The organism is Bradyrhizobium sp. CCBAU 51765, assembly GCF_015291725.1.
In the GTDB taxonomy this organism is placed as follows: domain Bacteria; phylum Pseudomonadota; class Alphaproteobacteria; order Rhizobiales; family Xanthobacteraceae; genus Bradyrhizobium; species Bradyrhizobium liaoningense.
On sequence record NZ_CP030038.1, the window covers coordinates 5,860,776 to 5,877,817 of the forward strand.

A 17,042-nucleotide genomic window follows, 5' to 3' on the forward strand; every position below is an offset into this window, starting at 1 on the left:
GCCCCTTGACCTGCATGTGGCGTGCTTGGCCCGACCGGGCAACGCGAGGAATTGTATGCGACCACGCATTCGTACATGATCGCATAGTTCATCACGATTGGCAGACCATAGATGAAACCTGCCTCGGCGAAGTCCATGGCGGAGCGGATGAGGTCATAGCCGCAGGCTGGACCGGCCGAGGTACTCGAGAGCTTGTGCTGTCGTATGCCTTCGGCTCAGGTGACCTGCTTGACCGGCGGAATCTTCCAGGATCCATTGATGATCGAGGGGTTCTTCTCGTTCGGCCAATACAGCCGCATCATCAGGACAAAATCGCCTGACGGTGCGGGAAGCCAGTTGGATTCCTTGTCCTTCCCCGGCGAGTCCTTCTGGATGTAGAGATCGGTGGAGCCGTCAGGATTCGATTTCAAATTCTGTCGCGCGCTGATCGAGTAGCGGTCGAGTGGATTGGCTACGAAGAAATAGTTCGCATCGTACATCGTCAACGACCAGAACCCGAGCGCCGGCGGCAGCTGCCCCTTGGCAAATCGCAGCACGTATTTGTTGGCACCGTTGTATTTGCGGCCGTCAGCGTCTTTCAGCGATGTCGGATATACGGCGTCCTGCGGCCGGTTGGCACCGAGCCCGATGGCGGTAATCAGCGCACGCATCAGATAGTCGGTACCGTAGATGCCGGTCTTGGTGGTGAAGCCCCAGCCGTTCTCGTCCTTCATGTCCTTGTTGATCTTGAACTGAAGCATGATGCGATCGAAGCCGATTTCCGGAACTCGCTTGACGAAATCCGCCTTGAGTTTGCTTGCGTCGAAATCCTGCCCGGGCACGATTCCGATCCTCGCGAACTTGGCGAGTTGCGGCGCGTCGGCGGCCGCCGGCGGATTGTCCTTCATGAGCTTGCAGAGCAACGTGAAATAGGCCGTCGCATCCATGCGATTGACCTGATCACGAACAGCAGTCTTCATGTCGATGGAAGCATCGACCTTGCCTTGGGGCGGTGTGTAGGGTTTGCCATAGGAGCTCAGCGGGACCAGCCTGCATTCATCCTGCAGCTTGTGCACCTCGGCGTAGTCTTCGGGCGTGCCGGTGCAATAGATACGGCCGAGCAGCCACACGATGCTGGTGGGCGACTTGTATTCCTTGACGCCGGACGGCAGCGTGCCCTTCCATCCGGGGCCCGTGATGGCGTAGGTCTGCGCGCCGGTGCCGGTCGTCCGCTTGCCCGGCACCTGGAATACCGTCGTCCAGCCGTCCAGCATCGGGAAGAGTGCGTAACGGCCCTTCATGTCCGGGATGCTGAGCACCCACGGTTCCTTGCCGACGTCGAAGAACGCACTGGTGTAAAGCGTGTCTGCATTTGGTGCCGTCACGTCGCGGAAGGACGCATCAGGGTACTTGCGCAGCTTGATGATCTGGCCCATCGGCGCGCGCGTGCCGACCGGCGTTGCAACGTTGGTGATGACACGGCGCGTCATCTCCATCGTCACGAGCGGATAGCCGAAGATGTAGGCGTCGGTGGCGAGTGCGAACTCCTCGAGTCCCTCGCCGATGCCGAGAAGTTCGCCGAGCTCGGCGTGGCCCATCGTGCTTATCGAGGAACTGGCGAGCAGGCTCATGCCGCCGATCGTTACGTTGCGACGGGTGATATCCATGATACGAACTCCGTTGAAATGAAGAACTGGAAAACTTTCGATGCGCTGGTCGCTCAATTCACCGAGCTAAGGGGAAACCCGCTCTTCTCTCGTCTCAATAACAGGGCGGATACGGGTAATAGCCGCATGCCGGCCGCGCGTAGGGGTGATAGTACGCAGCCGCGCCATGTGCGGCGCCTGCATACATCGCGCCGCGGAATGCGCTGCGCCGGGCAACGCCGGCAAACGACATCGGTGTGAACGGCCGCCCGATGATGTCGATGAAGAGGGCAGCGCCACCGTCGGCGCCGGCAAGATCGCCTTCCAGAGTCTGGACATGGAAGGGGAGCTTCTCGCCCTCGAGCTTCGGATTCTTGAGGACCACGACGGCGTCCTTGATCGAACCATCCTTGCCCAGCACGGAAACGGTCGCGTTCGGAGGATTCTTGACAAAATTGTCATCGCCCGAGCCCCACTCCGCAATCACATCAGCCGTCGCCTGGTGGCCCGCGGATCGCACTGGACGGTCGGCAAATATGATCGAGTTGAGCGACACGCCGGTCAAAGTGAGTGTGTCCCCTTGCAGCGTGGCGCCACGGGAGTTGAGCACGAACAGCGACGGCACGATCTCGGGTTTGGCTGAGGCTGCTGGCGTGCCGATCGTCTTCATGGAAGACGGTGCCGCGTTCTGGGCGAGCGACGCACTGGCGCTGCAAAACGTCATGGCCAGGGCGAGTGTTGCGATAATCCGATCTGATCCTGCGATCCGCATGTGACGTTCACTCCTGTTCTGCCGCTCGTCTTTTTCGTTGGCCGTTACCTGCCGAAACCCAATGGTTGACGGCAGGTATTCCAAATGCCTGCAAGACGCACTTCCCAGTTCACTGATCAATCAAGGTACGCTCGCACCAGCGTTCAGAATGATCTCTCGATGTCGCGACGTCTTGCCATTTCGCGCCAATCATTCCGAGGTCGAGTTAGTCATTTCGAGGTCCCGAGAAGCGCTTACCTGCCGGCTTTGGGGCAAAAGGACCTTACTTCGAGCCATTCGTCCGGTTTGACTGCTGTCGCCGATAGGCAATGGGTTGGATCTTCATCAAGCGCGCGAAGTTGCGGCTGAAGCTGCTTGCACCTGCGAACCCCAAGCGCGCAGCGATGTCGGCGATGTTTTCGTCCGATTCCGCGAGCAGATGGCAGGCGGTGTCGAGCCGAACCTCCGCGACGAGCTCAGCGTAGGTGGTGCCCATCTCGGCAAGGCGGCGCTGCAGCGAGCGGGCACTGATGCCGAGCCGCCGCGCCGTTTGGGGGAGCACCGCACGGTCCTGGCGCAGCGATGCGGCGATGGCCGCTCGGACAGCGTATCGGGACGGTGTGGAGACTCGCTTCATGATGCGGCGCAAAACCTCCGCTCTTCCGACATATTCGCCAATGTTTACGCAGAAGACGCCATTGCGTATGGCCATCGCGCGCCAAAATGCGACCTCGCCGACCGTTGCGAAGGGTAGCGCCGGCATGATGCCGCGGCGCAGCGTGGCAAGGTTGATCTCGAACTCAGTCTAAAGTAGCATCATACGCAGGGCGCACGGTTGCATCACCTTGGGAGGCCGGGACAGCGGAAAGCCGTGTCGTCCCGGGGCACGACCATGAAGGCCATTGTCGTGGCGCGTTGCGCCCTGCTTGCACCATTCGTTGAGGTTTTGAACGATGCCGGGGCCCCGGCTGAACGGATGCTGAGCAGGTTCGGCCTGCCCGCACATCCCGAACAGAAGCCCAATGACTATTTCCCTCTCATTCCCGCACTTCAGTTCGCAACGATTGCACAGTCATCGCAGGGGATTGCGGATCTTGGATTTCGAGCCGTCCAACGAATGCACTTTGGTCATATGAGTGACCAACTTCAAGCTGCGGTTCGCCACGCGCCGACCTTGTTTTCCGTCTTGGAGCAATGGTGTCAGCTTATCCAGATCGAAGACAACTTCGTCCGCTATTGGCTCGAGCGTCATGATGACCTCTTGAGGGTTTGCAACAGCATCTCCGGAACTGCTGGAACTCTGCATCTCGAGCATACGCAATGGCTGCAGAACGTGATGATGGTGTACGTCATCCGCCAGTTTGCAGGGCCGAACTGGGCGCCGGCGACCATTGCCTTTGAAGCTCGATACACGCCTGGTCCCGAGACCCAATCCCGGTGGCCTCACACCCGTTTCCTATCGGGTCAGAAGGTTTCATGGATTGATGTGCCCGTTTCACTGCTGAGCTTGCCCAATCCGGTGAAGCCCGCGGCATCAGGCCCATCGGAGCGCGAGTTTCGGCGCATCGGCACCGATGCCATAACATCGCTCAAGATGATGCTTCCATCGTACCTGGATAAGGGCCCCCCCGGCATCGCCGAGGTGGCGGAGATCGCCGGGACCAGCGTGAGAAGCCTTCAGCGCGGCCTCGCAAGCGCAGGACTGACATACTCTCGTTTGCTCGATCAGGTCCGGTTCGAGAAAGGTGCCGACTTGCTGCGCAAGACGGACGCCAGGATAATCGATGTTGCCTTTGCCACGGGTTACACCGACCCGGCTCACTTTGCCCGTGCGTTCCGCCGCATGGCGGGCATAACGCCGCGCGAGTTTCGAGAGAATTCGCCGCGAGCCTAGCGATGCGAAAGTCCTACAGGAGCGTCGAGCGTCGCGAAGCTCCAAAGTCTGCTTCGCCGGAGCGCACCGGCCCCCGCGACCGACATTGACGCGTCCGCGCGCCTCAAGCCGGCACGATCACCTTGCCGATCGGCCAGAGCGCGATGCCGGCGAGCTTCAGGTGTGCCCAGGCGAAGGGAATACCGATGATGGTGACCGCGAGGACCAGTGCGGTCAGGACATGGCCGAGCGCCAGCCACCAGCCGGCGAGCACGAACCAGATGATGTTGCCGATCACCCCCAGCGGGCCGGTGCCGATATCCTCGACGCCGGTGACGTCGTAACGGTTGACTGCCTTCGAGCCGAACGGCAGCAGCGTGTAGACGGCGATGTTGAACGCCGCCCGCGCCCAGGGCAGGCCGATGATGGTGATGGCCATGATGATGGCAGCCACCAGCCAGCCGAACGCCATCCAGGCGCCGCCGATCAGGATCCAGAGGATGTTGAGGAGAATGGAGACGGGGGCCATGGTTCTATCCGCAGGTCGATGACCCCTTCACTATAGCACGTCCCGCGAGGTCATAGTCCATGACGCCGGCTGCGTTCCGCACGCAGCGATGTGCCGACGAACCCGACATCCTCGATCCCGCGCAAAATCTCCTTCGCGCAGAGCCAGAGCGTCAGCACGGCGACGCCAATCGCGGTGAGTCCCGAGATGAGAATGGGATTCGGACAGAATATGACAAGAAGAACGTCGAGCGGAAGAAATCCGATTGGCATGTGCGGCCAGCAATAAAATGCCAGAGCCCAACCGCACAGCATCACGACGGCGGCGTTCACTCCGGCCAAGGCCGTCACAACGATCGCGAGACCCTTCTTCATGGAGAGCCCGAGATCAACCAGCTTCACGACGGCACAATATGCGACCGCGATCATGATCACCGGCTCCCAACCGGAAGCCCCCACGGCGATGGCCTGGGCCGGACCGCTCCAGACCCACAGCGCCATCACGCAGGCAAGCACGGCCAGATTGACCTTCACGGCTTCGGGAAACTTGCAGCGAAGCAGATAGGCATTCGCCTTCTCGACCAGGTCCAGCAGCGCGCAGACGATCAGCCCGGCCGCAAAGCCACCGAGGTGAACGCCCCAATCGATGCGCGAATTGCCGAGCGCGAACGCAATGTTCAACCCGATGTTGATCGCGAAGAAGTCGAACTCGACCTCGAGCTTGCCGAGGATCCACAGGCAAAGCAGCGCGCCGAGGATGCCCGACGTGGCGCCGGACGCGCCGACCGTCAAATAGGGCGTGGAATGGATACCATTGCCGATGACGGCACCGAGCACCATCGCGCAGAGATAGATGATGAGGAAATAGGCCGGCCCGACCCGCCGCTCCAGATGTGCCCCCCACAGCACGAGGCACAGCATGTTCATGGTGAGATGAACGAAATTGACGTGCAGGAACCCATAGGCGACGAGGCGCCAGTATTCATGCCGAGCGATCACGGTCGCATACATGCCGCCGTAGCGAAACAGCAACTCCGCCGGCGCCGCCGGACCGCCCGCCTGGATAAAGCAGAACCCCGACGCGAGGACCGTCACGGTCATCAGCGTATAGACGGCGGCATGAGGGACTTCGAAGAAGCCGGGACTGGCGCGGTATGAGGGCATGGATGATCGCAACGGGCTGGCGTGGACAACGCCAACCTAGCCGAGCCGACCGACGATTGCTACTCCAGCGCGTTACATCCGGTGTCCGCTACCGTCCCTCGAATTTCGGCGCGCGCTTCTCCATGAAGGCCTTCATGCCCTCGGCCATGTCCTCCGTTTTGAACAGCGGCAGGAGCTGGAGATAGACGTGGTGGACGTGGTCCTGGAAATTCTCATTGAGGCCCATCCGCATCATGCGCTTGGAGGCCTGCACCGCGAGCGGCGCATTGGCGGCGATTTCGCGCGCGATGGCCATGGCGCGGCCCATCAGCTCGGCGTCCGGCACGACCTCGTTGGCCAGACCCCATTCCAGGCACTCGTGCGCACTCAGCGTACGGCCCGTGAAGATCAGCTCGGAGGCCCTTGGCCCAGCCGAGCATGCGCGGCAACAGCCAGGTGCCGCCGGATTCCGGCACCACGCCGCGCTTGACGAAGGCGGCGGCGAGCTTTGCGGACTCGGCCATGATGCGGATGTCGCAGCCGAGCGCTGTGTCCATGCCGTAGCCGGCCGCGCCGCCGTTGACGGCGCAGATGGTCGGCTTGTCCATGGCGTGCAGCACCGTCGGCGGGGTATTGCGGAGGTTGATCGTGGTCGGCGAGGACGCCGCGCTGAGGCCGTTGCCGTCGCGCTCCTTGCGCAGGTCGAGGCCGGCGCAGAACGCCCTGCCCTTGCCGGTGAGGATCACGACGCGGACATTGTTGTCCTCATTGGCCTCGGTCAGCAGCCGGGCGAGGTCGTTCAGCATCGGTCCGGAGATGGTGTTCATGCGCTCCGGCGCGTTCAGCGTGATGGTCGCGATGTGGTCGGCGACTGTGTATAGGACTTCTTTTGTCTCGCTTGCCGCATCACTCATGGGAGCCCCTCTATTACAGCCCGGATGAGCGAAAGCGACATCCGGGGCTTTACTCTCATCGTCCCGGGTATCGCTGCGCTCACCCGGACTACGCACCGTCAGATTTTCCGGCCCACCTGCTCCCAATAGGGATCGCGCAGCCGCCGCTTGAAGATCTTGCCGGAATCTTCGCGCGGCAGCCCGCTGCGGATCTCGATGTGCTTGGGCACCTTGTAATCGGCGAGCGAGGTCTTCAGTCGCGTGCGGACTCCGGCTTCATCGAGCGTGACACCGGCCTGCGGCTCGACCACCGCCATCAGCGCTTCACCGAATTCAGCGTCGGGGATGCCGAACACGGCGCAATCATGCACGCCGGGCACGGCGTGCAGCACGGACTCGATCTCGGCCGGGTAGATGTTGACGCCCCCTGATATCACCATGTCGCGCTTGCGGTCGCAGATGAAGACGTAGCCGTCCTCGTCGATGTAACCGACGTCGCCGGAGGTGATGAAGCCGTCGCGGTCGATCTCGGCGCGCTTCTCCGGCTTGTTGTGATAGGTGAAATCGGCCATCTCGGCCATGCGGGAATAGATCTCGCCGACCTCGCCGACGCCAAGCACGCGGCCGTCCTCGCCGAGGAACCGCAATTCGGCGCCCGGCGAAATCCTGCCGACGGTACCGGGCTTCTTCAGCGCGTCCTCCGACGTCGCGAAGGTGACGGCGCTGGATTCGGTCGAGCCGTAGAACTCGTAGATGACCGGTCCCCACCATTCGATCATGGCGCGCTTGACGTCTGCCGGGCATGGCGCCGCGGCATGAATGACGTGGCGCAGCGAGGAGACGTCGTACCTCCTGCGCACCGCCTCGGGCAGCTTCATCAGACGGATGAACATGGTCGGCACCATGAAGATGGTGTCGATCTCATAGCGCTCGATCAGCTCCAGAAACTCCTCGGCTTCGAAGCGCGGCATCAGCACCAGTACGCCTCCGAGCTTGCCGGCACGGATGCCGAAGGAGTTCGGCGCCGAGTGATAGAGCGGGCCCGGCAGCAGCGCGCGGGCGCCGGGCTTGAGCCCGTAGATCATTGCGCGCATGCGCTCGCCGGCCGCCTGCTGCTCCGGCGTCGGCGCGTGGCGGCGTACGCCCTTGGGATGGCCCGTCGTGCCCGACGTGTAAATCATGTTCATCGGCTGCGGCACCACCGGCCCGTCATAGGGCTGGTGCTGCGCGAGCCAGGATTCGAGACCGATCGCGAAGTCCGGCGTTGTCAGATGCTCGGGATCGATCTTGTAGGTGGAGCGGATCTCGGGCGGCGTCGGCACGCTGAGCACGGTGACGCCGTTGGGGATCGCATCGCGCAAGCCGTGCAGCAGGTCGGCATGGCCGATCAACACCGACGCACGGGAGTCCTCGAGGATATAGTTGATCTCCTCCGGCTTGAAGTGCCAGTTGATCGGCACGCCATAGGCGCCGAGCCGCATCGTCGCGTAGGCGGCTTCGAGGAAGGCGATGTCGTTGCGCATCAGCATGCAGACGCAATCGCCAGGCTTGACGCCGAGCTTGGCGAGGCCGGAGGCGATGCGGTCGCTACGGTCGGCGACCTCGGCGTGGGCACGACGGCGCTCGCCGGAGACGAGGCCGAGGAATTGGGGCGTTTCGCTCATTGTTGTTTTTCTTTGATGTTATCTGCCGTCATTCCGGGGCGATGCGAAGCATCGAACTACGGCGCGCAGTTGCGCACCTGAGAATCTCGAGGTTCCGGGTCTGGTCCTTCGGACCATCCCGGAACGACAGGAAGCTAGTCCGCAAACTTCGGCGCGCGCTTCTCCAGATTGGCGCGCACCGCTTCGGTCTGGTTCGGGCTGCCGATCAGCTTCTGCTGCTCGACGGATTCGGCGAGCAGCGCTGGCCCGGGATCGACCGAGAGATTGTTTAGCATCCGCTTGGCCGCGCGGATTGCTTCGGGGCTTTTTCCCGCGATCGCGCGCGCGGCCTCGAGCGCCGCGGCGCGGGGATCTTCGCAGATGCGCGTGGCGAGGCCGTAGGCCATCGCCTCCTGGGCGGAGAAGATGCGGCCGGTGTAGGTGAGATCGCGCAGGATGTCGTCGCGCACGAGCGAGGCCAGGATCGGCGTGCCCGCCATGTCGGGCACGAGGCCCCATTTGATCTCCATGATCGACATCCGCGCATCCGAGCTGAGAAAGCGCATGTCGGCACCGAGCGAGAGCTGGAAGCCGCCGCCAAAGGCGACGCCATGCACGGCCGCGATGACAGGCACCGGAAGCTGGCGCCAGCCCCACACCGCTTGTTGCGGAAAGTTCGCCTGGCCGTGCGTGCGCTTGGTGAGATCGCGATTTTCGCCACCCGGAATTCCGTTGCCGCCCTTCTCCTTCATGGCGGCAAAACGTCCCATGTCGAGCCCGGCGCAGAAGGCGCGGCCTTCGCCCGAGAGCACGACGGCGCGAAGGCCTTTCTCCCTGGACAGCCGCTCGGTTGCGCCGACAAGGGCCTCGAACATCGCCTGGTCGAGCGCATTCATCTTGTCCGCGCGCACCAGCCGCACGTCGGCGACGCCTTCCGAGATCGAGATCGAGACGCGCTCTTCCATGGACGAATTCTCCCCTGTTCTTGTTCAGTGCCGCTTTACAGGACGCTGGCGGCCGGATTTAGTCAATCGACCAATTAACTGACAATCCCTACGGGGGAAACAGCCATGTTCAAGGAAAATCTTCTCGCCGGCCGGAGCATTCTCGTGACCGGCGGCGGCACGGGACTCGGCAAGTCGATGGCGGAGCGATTCCTCCAGCTCGGCGCCGACGTGCACATTTGCGGACGGCGCAAGATCGTCTGCGACGAGACCGCGACCGAGCTGATGGATCGCCATGGCGGCCGCGTCACCAGCCACGGCGTCGACATCCGCAACGCGCTCGCGGTCGAGGAGATGGTGGAGAACATCTTCCGCGAGGCTCCGCTGACCGACCTCATCAACAACGCCGCCGGCAATTTCATCTCGCGTACCGAGGAGCTGTCGCCGCGCGGCTTCGATGCGGTCGCCAACATCGTCATGCATGGCACGTTCTACGTGACACATGCAGTCGGCAAGCGCTGGATCGCCTTGAAGCAGCCCGGCAACGTCGTCTCGATCGCCACGACCTGGGTGCGCAACGGCTCTCCTTACGTCGTGCCGTCGGCGATGAGCAAATCGGCGATCCACGCCATGACGATGTCGCTGGCGACCGAATGGGGCCGCTACGGCATCCGCCTCAACACCATTGCGCCGGGCGAGATTCCGACCGAGGGCATGAGCAAGCGCATCAAGCCGGGCGACGAGGCCGGCGCGCGCACCAAGGCGATGAACCCGATGGGCCGCGTCGGCACCATGGAGGAACTGCAGAACGTCGCCGTGTTCCTGATCTCCGGCGGCTGCGACTGGATCAACGGCGAGACCATCGCGATGGACGGCGCACAGGCCCTCGCCATGGGCGGCAATTTCTACCAGCTCCGCGACTGGAGCGACGACGACTGGAAGACCGCGCGCGAGAGCATCATGGCGCAGAACGAGAAGGACCGCGCGAAGCGGGGGTGATGCTCTCTCGTGCCCCGGACGCAGCGCAGCTCGCCCCCGGCGATGCGAAGCATCGTCCGGTGCGGCGTGGAGCACTGCTGAGCCGGGGCCCAGATTTCTTGCACGTGGATAGAATGGGTCCCGGCTCTGCGCAGCAGCGCAAGCGCTGCAGCGCGTCCGGGACACGAAATCATCGATTATCTCTCCCATCTTGTCTTCACCCGCGGATGTCGCCACACTCCCAGGCATAAGAACAAGACGTACGGGAGAAACATGTCCACACAGCCATTGGCGAATCTCGCCGATATGGTGCGCGAGCGCGCGAAGAGCCGCCGCAACGCCATCGCCTATGAGTTCGAAGGCCGCACCACCAGCTTTGCCGAATTCGATATCAAGACCAACAAGGTCGCCAACGCCCTGATCGCGATGGGCGTGAAGAAGGTCGACCGCATCGCCTATCTCGGCAAGAATAGCGATATCTATTTCGAGCTGCTGATGGGCGCGATGAAGGCCGGCGCCGTGATGGCGCCGGTGAATTGGCGGCTCGCAGGGCCCGAGGTCGCCTTCATCGTTTCGGACTGCAGGGCGCCGGTGCTGTTCGTCGGGCCGGAGTTCATCACACAGGTTCGCCAGATCAGGGACCGGCTGCCGGGCGTGCGCACTGTCATCACCACCGAAGGCGGCGCACCGGAATGGCAGGATTTTACTGCCTGGCGCGATGCGCAGAGTGGCGACGACCCGAGGGTGCCGATCGACACCAGGGACATCGCGATCCAGCTCTACACCTCGGGCACGACAGGCAAGCCGAAGGGCGCGATGCTGAGCCACGCGAACTTCCTCAACCTGGTGCAGACAGGCAATGCCGAGGACAAGCCGGAATGGAACCGGTGGTCGACCGACGACGTGTCGCTGGTCGCGATGCCGGTCTTCCACATCGGCGGCTCCGGTTGGGGCGTGATGGGGCTCTATCATGGCGCCCGCGGCGTGATCGCGCGCGAATTCGATCCGACCAAGGTTCTGGACTTCTTCGAGCAGTCGGGCATCACGAAATTGTTCATGGTGCCGGCGGCGATGCAGTTCGTGGTGCGGCAGCCGCGCGCCAGGACGGTGGATTTCTCGCGGCTGAAATACATGCTCTACGGCGCTTCCCCGATTCCGGCAGCGCTGCTGAAGGAGTGCATCGACGTCTTCAAATGCGGCTTCGTGCAGATGTACGGCATGACCGAGACCACCGGCACGATCGTGGCGCTGCCGCCGGAGGATCACGTCGAGGGGCTCGAGCGGATGCGCTCGGCCGGCAAGGCGTTGCCGGGCGTCGAGATCGCGATCCTGGACGTGGACGGCAAGCCGCTGCCGCCGCGCCAGGTCGGCGAGATCGCGACGCGTTCGGGCTCGAACATGGCGGGCTACTGGAACCTGCCCGAAGCGACCGCCGCGACGCTGCGCAGTGACGGCTGGCTGCGCACCGGCGATGCCGGCTACATGGACGAGGACGGCTATCTCTACATCCACGACCGGATCAAGGACATGATCATCTCGGGCGGCGAGAATATCTACCCGGCCGAGGTCGAGAGCGCGCTGTGCGATCATCCCGATGTCGCCGAGGCCGCCGTGATCGGCGTGCCCGACGACAAATGGGGCGAGGCGGTGAAAGCGGTCGTGGTGATGAAACCGGGCAAGCAGGCGACCGCCACCGACATCATCAACTTCACCCGCGAGCGCATCGCCGGCTACAAGACGCCGAAGAGCGTGGAGTTCCTGCCGGCGCTGCCGCGCAATCCATCGGGCAAGATCCTGCGACGGCAGTTGCGGGAGCCCTATTGGGCGGGGAAGGACCGAAGGGTGAATTGATCCGCGGTCTCGTAGGGTGGGCAAAGGCGCAAAGCGCCGTGCCCACCATCTCCGTATTCAAGGGATTGTGGGCACGCTCCGCTTTGCTACGACAGCGATGCAAGCCTCAATGCTTCCCCGGGCCCATATAGCCGAACAGGAACCCCGCCACCTTGCGCATCTGGATCTCCTCGCTGCCTTCGGTGATGCGGTAGCGGCGGTGGTGGCGATAGATGTGCTCGAACGGCTTGTGGCGTGAATAGCCCATGCCGCCGTGGACCTGCATGGCACGATCGGCGGATTCGCAGCAAAGGCGGTTTGCCCAGTAGTTGCACATCGAGACGCGGTCGGAGAGCGTACGCTCGATCTGCTCCTCGGTGAGCTGGTCCATCTCCCAGGCGGTCTTGCGGATCAGAAGACGCAGCATCTCGGCTTGCGTGGCGAGCTCGACCAGCGGGAACTGGATCGCCTGGTTCTCGGCGAGCGCCTTGCCGAACGGCTTTCGCTCGCGCGCGTATTTCACGCTCTCATTGATACAGTAGACCGCAGCGCCGAGCGAGCTCGCGGCCTGCCGGATGCGGTTCTGATGCACGAAGCACTGTGCCAGCGAGAGACCACGGCCGACCTCGCCGAACAGCGCATCCTCCGGAACGAAGACGTCGGTGAAGCTGACGCGCGGATGGTCGGTCGGCATGTTGAAGGTCCACATGTACTCTTCGACCTTCACGCCATGGCTCTTTGCGGGCACCAGGAAGCAGGTGATGCCGCGGGCATCGCCGTCATTGCCGCTCGTGCGCGCGAACAGCGCGCAGTGCGTCGCGACGTGCATCCCGGTGGTCCACATCTTCTCGCCGTTGATGATCCAGCCCTTGACGTTGTCGCGCGTCGCCGGCACCGCGCGCGTCTCCATGTGGGTCGCATCCGAGCCGTGATGCGGCTCGGTCAGGCCAAAGGTGATGCGGTACTTGCCCTTGATCGAACCGTCGATCATCGCCTTCTGGTCGTCGCGGCCGTAGCGGTCGAGCATGGTGACGACGGGGAAGTTGCCGACGATCGAGTGCTCGTTCTGGAGATCGTTGTGGAGGCCAAGCCCCTTCGCGGCGAAGTGCTCGCGGATCACGGCCATCCAGAGGTTGGACCCGTCCTTGCCGCCATATTGCTTCGGCACCGGAAAACGCAGATGGCCGGCAGCGTCGGCGAGATCCTTGGCCTTGCGCAGCAGCGCTTCCCATTCGTGGCGCGGCAGGCCGCCGTTCTCGAAATCGGTACGTGCCCATTCGCGGCGGTGGTCGAAGAAGCGGATGTTGTCGTCCGTCTCTTCCAGCGGCTTGATCTCGTGCTCGATGAAACGGTCGAGCTCTCCGAGATAGGCGACGAGATCGGCAGGCAATGAGAAATCCAAAGCTTCTCTCCCGGATGATTTTGTGGTTTTGCGTTAAGGCGCTAGGCGCACTCATGCTTCGCACGATTAAGGTGAGAAGAGCGCGTGCAAGTCAAGCAAGCCGAGACGTGTGGCGCGCGCAAGGCGCATTGCGTAATTCAATGGTGCTCTGCCGCCGGCGCGCTGTAGTATGTCGTCAAATATTCATTCACGAGAAAATGCGGGAGCGCGCGATGGAGCTGAAATTCTCAAAGGTGGAACGCAAGGGGCCGATCACGATCGTCACGCTGTCGCGACCCGAGGTCTACAATGCGCTGCACACCGATGCGCATTTCGAGCTTCAGAAGGTGTTTGACGATTTCTCTACCGATCCCGAGCAGTGGATCGCCATCGTCACGGGCAGCGGCGACAAGGCGTTCTGCGCCGGCAACGACCTGAAGTGGCAGGCGGCGGGCGGCAAGCGCGGCTGGGACAAGGGCGGCTTTGCCGGCCTAACCTCGCGGTTCGACTGCGACAAGCCGATCATCGCTGCCGTCAATGGCGTCGCGATGGGCGGCGGCTTCGAGATCGCGCTGGCGTGCGACCTGATCATTGCGTCGGAGAACGCGACCTTCGCCCTGCCCGAGCCGCGCGTCGGCCTCGCCGCCCTCGCTGGCGGCCTGCACCGGCTGCCGCGGCAGATCGGGCTCAAGCGCGCCATGGGGATGATCCTCACCGCGCGCCATGTCAGCGCCAAGGAAGGGCTCGAGCTCGGCTTCGTCAACGAGGTCGTGCCGCAGGGCGAGGCACTCGCGGGCGCGCTGCGCTGGGCCGAGATGATCGCCAAGAATTCGCCGATGTCGATCCGGGCCTCGAAGCAGGCGATCCAGAAGGGGCTTGGCGTGTCGCTGGAGCAGGCGATCGAGGAGCAGCGCGAGTATCCGGCCGTGAAGGCGATGGTCGCCTCGCAGGACTACATCGAGGGCCCCAAGGCGTTTTCCGAGAAGCGGCCGCCGAAATGGGTGGGGAAGTGACCGCGCTCTGCGCGGTCATTCCGGGGCGCGCCCCGCTTGGGGCGCAAGCCCGGAATCCATTAAGCGTCAGAGACAATGGATAAATGGATTCCGGGCTCGCCGCTTCGCGACGCCCCGGAATGACGGCGGAGGGAGCGCGTAGGATGGGTAGAGCGCAGCGAAACCCATCAATGGTGAAGCGGGATGTGAGATGATGGGTTTCGCTGCGCTCTACCCATCCTACGAATTGCGCCCCTGCTCACGCTTGTAGGACGCATAGTTCGGCTGATCCACCGCGAGCTTGTCCATCGTGGTCGCCCACAGGTGCTCGGCGAAGCCCGGGGTTGCGAGATCGATTTCTCCCTTGGCGATCCGCTCGGCGAGTGCGCGGTTCAGCTCCGTCACCGAGCCATCCATGCCGAGCAGCGCGCGCAGGCGTTCCGCTTCGGCAGCATCGCTCCCCTCTTCCTGCGTCAGCTGCCGGGTCACGAGATCGAGAATGTTGACGGCAACGCGCAGCTTGAAGGCCTGGTGGCCTGAGATCAGCGGCGTGATGTCGTTGCGGAGGAAATCGGCGACCGCTTTCGTCAGCTCGATCGGTGTCGGTTCGTCCTGCATCCGTCAGCTCCCGCGCGGCACCAGGAGCCGCAACAGATCGATCTCGGTCTCGGAGGCACGGCGGCCGATCATGGCGCGTTCCATCGAATGGTCGGGCCCCTCGCGGAAGCGCTGCATCATACCGCCGCACATGATGCCCCAGCGCAGCGTACCCATCACTTCCCAGAATTTCACGCGCGCCGGATCGACCTTTCGGCCCGCCGCCTCGTAGCCGGCGAACAGCTCCTCGCGTGTGCCAAAACCGCCGACCGGCTTGTCGATCTCCCCGAAGCGCCAGGAGTTCACACAGACCCAGCCGAGATCCTCCATGGGATCGCCGAGATGGGCGAGCTCCCAGTCGAGCACGGCACGGACGCCGTCGGCGCCGATGATGAGATTGCCGTTGCGGAAATCACCATGCACCAGCGTGGTCTCGGCCGCGGGACCGGGATCGTGGTCGCGCAGCCAGCGCAGCGCCAGTTCGAACACGGGCTTGGGCCAGTTCAGGCTGCGATAGTCGCGCTCGAATTCGGCGATCTCCTGAGTCGCACCCCGGCTGCGCAGCTCGGGCAATCTGTCCTGCGGCAGCCTGTGAAGGGCCGCAAGAATGTCGCCGATCTGCCGCGCCAGACGCGGCCGCGCCGTGGCGTATTCGTCGTCGCGCAAAATCTTGCGCGCGATGGTCTCGCCCTCGACCCGCTGCATGATGAAGCCGGTGCCGAGATCGTCTTCCGGCACCAGCACATGCATCACGCGCGGTGACGGCACACCGGCCTCGTAGGCGAGCTGCATCAGCTGCGCTTCCGCGGCAAGACCCGCCGCACGCGTCGGTGCTGCGCCATAACCCTTGGGCGAGCGACGGAGGATCGCGCCGATCGGTCCATCGGGATGCACGATGTCGAAGCGCCAGGTTTCCTGGCTGGCGCCGCCGGACAGCTTTGCCGCTCCGGTGACGCCGCTCGCCCCGCTGCACCAGCGCGCGACGCTGCGCGAGAGCTCGGCCTCGATCATTTGCCCTTGAACTGCGCGGGACGCTTCTCGAGAAACGCGCCGACGCCCTCGCGAAAATCCTGGGTGTCGCCGGCGCGGAGCTGGCACTGGAACTCGAGGTTGAGCTGATCCTCGAAGGAATTTTCCGGGCTGTCCCAATAGAGCTTGCGGATCAGCGACAACGCGACCGTCGGGCCGCTGGCGAGATCGCGCGCGAGCTTCATCGCCTCTTCCATCAGTACGCCGTCATCGTAGACGCGGTTGACGAGGCCCCATTCCAGCGCCTTCTCGGCCGGCAGCCGCTCGCCCATCAGCGACAATTCGATCGAGCGCGCCCGGCCGACGAGACGCGGCAGGAGCCAGGTCGAGCCGCAATCCGGCACGAGGCCGATGCGGCGGAACGCCTGCAGGAAGTAGGACGAGCGCGCGCACAGGATCATGTCGCCGAGTAGCGCGAAGCTCATGCCGGCGCCGGCGGCGGGACCATTGACCGCGGTGACGATCGGGCAGTGCAGATTGCGGATGCGGCGCAGGAAAGGGTGGAAGCCGGTTTCCAGCGTCAGGCCGGCCTTGGCCTTCTTCGACTGGTTGTTGCGGCCCTGGAGATTCGCACCGGTGCAGAACGCGCGGCCCGCGCCGGTCAGCACCACACAGCGCACCTCGTCCTTCTTCTCCTCGATCGCATCGAGCGCCTCGGCAAGGCCACCCAGCATGTCCACGGAGACCGCGTTCATCACCTCCTGATGGTCGAGCTTGAGGATCGCGACGGCGCCATCGAAATCGAGCGTGACGTGTTTGAACTGCATGGTTTCCTCGTCGGTTGCGCCTGCGTCAGTTTCGCAGACCGGAATTACTTTTGCCGGGGCGCATATTTGATTTTTGTCGCGACCTTGTC

General features: G+C 63.5%; 15 protein-coding genes and 1 pseudogene. 4 read left to right on the plus strand and 12 right to left on the minus strand.

Features of this window, described 5'->3' with window-relative positions; translation table 11 throughout:
* Nucleotides 1-215 precede the first annotated feature (215 nt).
* The 3 genes from XH96_RS27750 to XH96_RS27760 all read right to left on the minus strand — a co-directional run bounded on the left by XH96_RS27750 (nucleotide 216) and on the right by XH96_RS27760 (nucleotide 3,139).
* Nucleotides 216-1,646 (minus strand): DUF1254 domain-containing protein, encoded by a 1,431-nt coding sequence (locus XH96_RS27750; protein ID WP_194388614.1) that lies wholly within the window; start codon nucleotides 1,644-1,646, stop codon nucleotides 216-218.
* 94 nt (nucleotides 1,647-1,740) lie between these two features.
* Nucleotides 1,741-2,397 (minus strand): hypothetical protein, encoded by a 657-nt coding sequence (locus tag XH96_RS27755; RefSeq protein ID WP_371740182.1) that lies wholly within the window; start codon nucleotides 2,395-2,397, stop codon nucleotides 1,741-1,743.
* Nucleotides 2,398-2,659: 262 nt separating this feature from the next.
* Complete coding sequence (locus tag XH96_RS27760) at nucleotides 2,660-3,139, minus strand: helix-turn-helix transcriptional regulator (protein ID WP_194388615.1); 480 nt, start codon at nucleotides 3,137-3,139, stop codon at nucleotides 2,660-2,662.
* Between the two features lie 129 nt (nucleotides 3,140-3,268).
* On the opposite strand from XH96_RS27760, the gene XH96_RS27765 reads away from it, so the two are divergent.
* Nucleotides 3,269-4,270, plus strand: a complete 1,002-nt coding sequence (locus tag XH96_RS27765) for an AraC family transcriptional regulator (protein ID WP_194388617.1) — start codon at nucleotides 3,269-3,271, stop codon at nucleotides 4,268-4,270.
* Nucleotides 4,271-4,373: 103 nt separating this feature from the next.
* Here the strand turns inward: XH96_RS27765 and XH96_RS27770 are convergent, their stop codons facing one another.
* The 5 genes and pseudogenes from XH96_RS27770 to XH96_RS27790 form a co-directional block, all read right to left on the minus strand.
* Nucleotides 4,374-4,778: a YccF domain-containing protein gene (locus tag XH96_RS27770; RefSeq protein ID WP_194388619.1), complete on the minus strand. Its 405-nt coding sequence runs from the start codon at nucleotides 4,776-4,778 to the stop codon at nucleotides 4,374-4,376.
* A 50-nt stretch (nucleotides 4,779-4,828) separates the two neighbouring features.
* On the minus strand, nucleotides 4,829-5,920 hold the full coding sequence (locus XH96_RS27775; protein ID WP_194388620.1) for a rhomboid family intramembrane serine protease: 1,092 nt from the start codon (nucleotides 5,918-5,920) through the stop codon (nucleotides 4,829-4,831).
* A gap of 88 nt (nucleotides 5,921-6,008) precedes the next feature.
* Nucleotides 6,009-6,813 (minus strand): annotated as a pseudogene (locus XH96_RS27780) (enoyl-CoA hydratase/isomerase family protein).
* Nucleotides 6,814-6,911: 98 nt separating this feature from the next.
* On the minus strand, nucleotides 6,912-8,456 hold the full coding sequence (locus tag XH96_RS27785) for an acyl-CoA synthetase (RefSeq protein ID WP_194388622.1): 1,545 nt from the start codon (nucleotides 8,454-8,456) through the stop codon (nucleotides 6,912-6,914).
* A gap of 134 nt (nucleotides 8,457-8,590) precedes the next feature.
* Complete coding sequence (locus XH96_RS27790; protein WP_194388624.1) at nucleotides 8,591-9,400, minus strand: crotonase/enoyl-CoA hydratase family protein; 810 nt, start codon at nucleotides 9,398-9,400, stop codon at nucleotides 8,591-8,593.
* A 105-nt stretch (nucleotides 9,401-9,505) separates the two neighbouring features.
* On the opposite strand from XH96_RS27790, the gene XH96_RS27795 reads away from it, so the two are divergent.
* Nucleotides 9,506-10,378, plus strand: a complete 873-nt coding sequence (locus tag XH96_RS27795; protein WP_194388626.1) for an SDR family oxidoreductase — start codon at nucleotides 9,506-9,508, stop codon at nucleotides 10,376-10,378.
* 252 nt (nucleotides 10,379-10,630) lie between these two features.
* Complete coding sequence (locus tag XH96_RS27800; RefSeq protein WP_194388628.1) at nucleotides 10,631-12,208, plus strand: fatty acid--CoA ligase; 1,578 nt, start codon at nucleotides 10,631-10,633, stop codon at nucleotides 12,206-12,208.
* A gap of 106 nt (nucleotides 12,209-12,314) precedes the next feature.
* On the opposite strand, the gene XH96_RS27805 is transcribed toward XH96_RS27800, so the two are convergent.
* Nucleotides 12,315-13,589 carry an acyl-CoA dehydrogenase family protein gene (locus XH96_RS27805; RefSeq protein ID WP_194388630.1) on the minus strand — a complete coding sequence of 425 codons (1,275 nt, stop codon included), beginning with the start codon at nucleotides 13,587-13,589 and terminating at the stop codon, nucleotides 12,315-12,317.
* 212 nt (nucleotides 13,590-13,801) lie between these two features.
* Here XH96_RS27805 and XH96_RS27810 point away from each other — a divergent pair, with 212 nt between their 5' ends.
* Complete coding sequence (locus tag XH96_RS27810; RefSeq protein WP_194388632.1) at nucleotides 13,802-14,581, plus strand: enoyl-CoA hydratase-related protein; 780 nt, start codon at nucleotides 13,802-13,804, stop codon at nucleotides 14,579-14,581.
* Nucleotides 14,582-14,800: 219 nt separating this feature from the next.
* Here the strand turns inward: XH96_RS27810 and XH96_RS27815 are convergent, their stop codons facing one another.
* Genes XH96_RS27815 through XH96_RS27825 form a run of 3 tightly spaced genes read right to left on the minus strand, consistent with a single transcriptional unit; the run spans nucleotide 14,801 to nucleotide 16,953 of the window.
* Nucleotides 14,801-15,178 (minus strand): DUF6285 domain-containing protein, encoded by a 378-nt coding sequence (locus XH96_RS27815; RefSeq protein ID WP_194388633.1) that lies wholly within the window; start codon nucleotides 15,176-15,178, stop codon nucleotides 14,801-14,803.
* Between the two features lie 3 nt (nucleotides 15,179-15,181).
* Nucleotides 15,182-16,168 (minus strand): phosphotransferase family protein, encoded by a 987-nt coding sequence (locus tag XH96_RS27820; RefSeq protein WP_194388635.1) that lies wholly within the window; start codon nucleotides 16,166-16,168, stop codon nucleotides 15,182-15,184.
* A complete protein-coding gene (locus tag XH96_RS27825) occupies nucleotides 16,165-16,953 on the minus strand; it encodes an enoyl-CoA hydratase/isomerase (RefSeq protein ID WP_194388637.1) in 789 nt (262 codons plus the stop codon). Before XH96_RS27825 ends, XH96_RS27820 begins: the two co-directional genes overlap by 4 nt.
* Nucleotides 16,954-17,042: the final 89 nt, after the last annotated feature.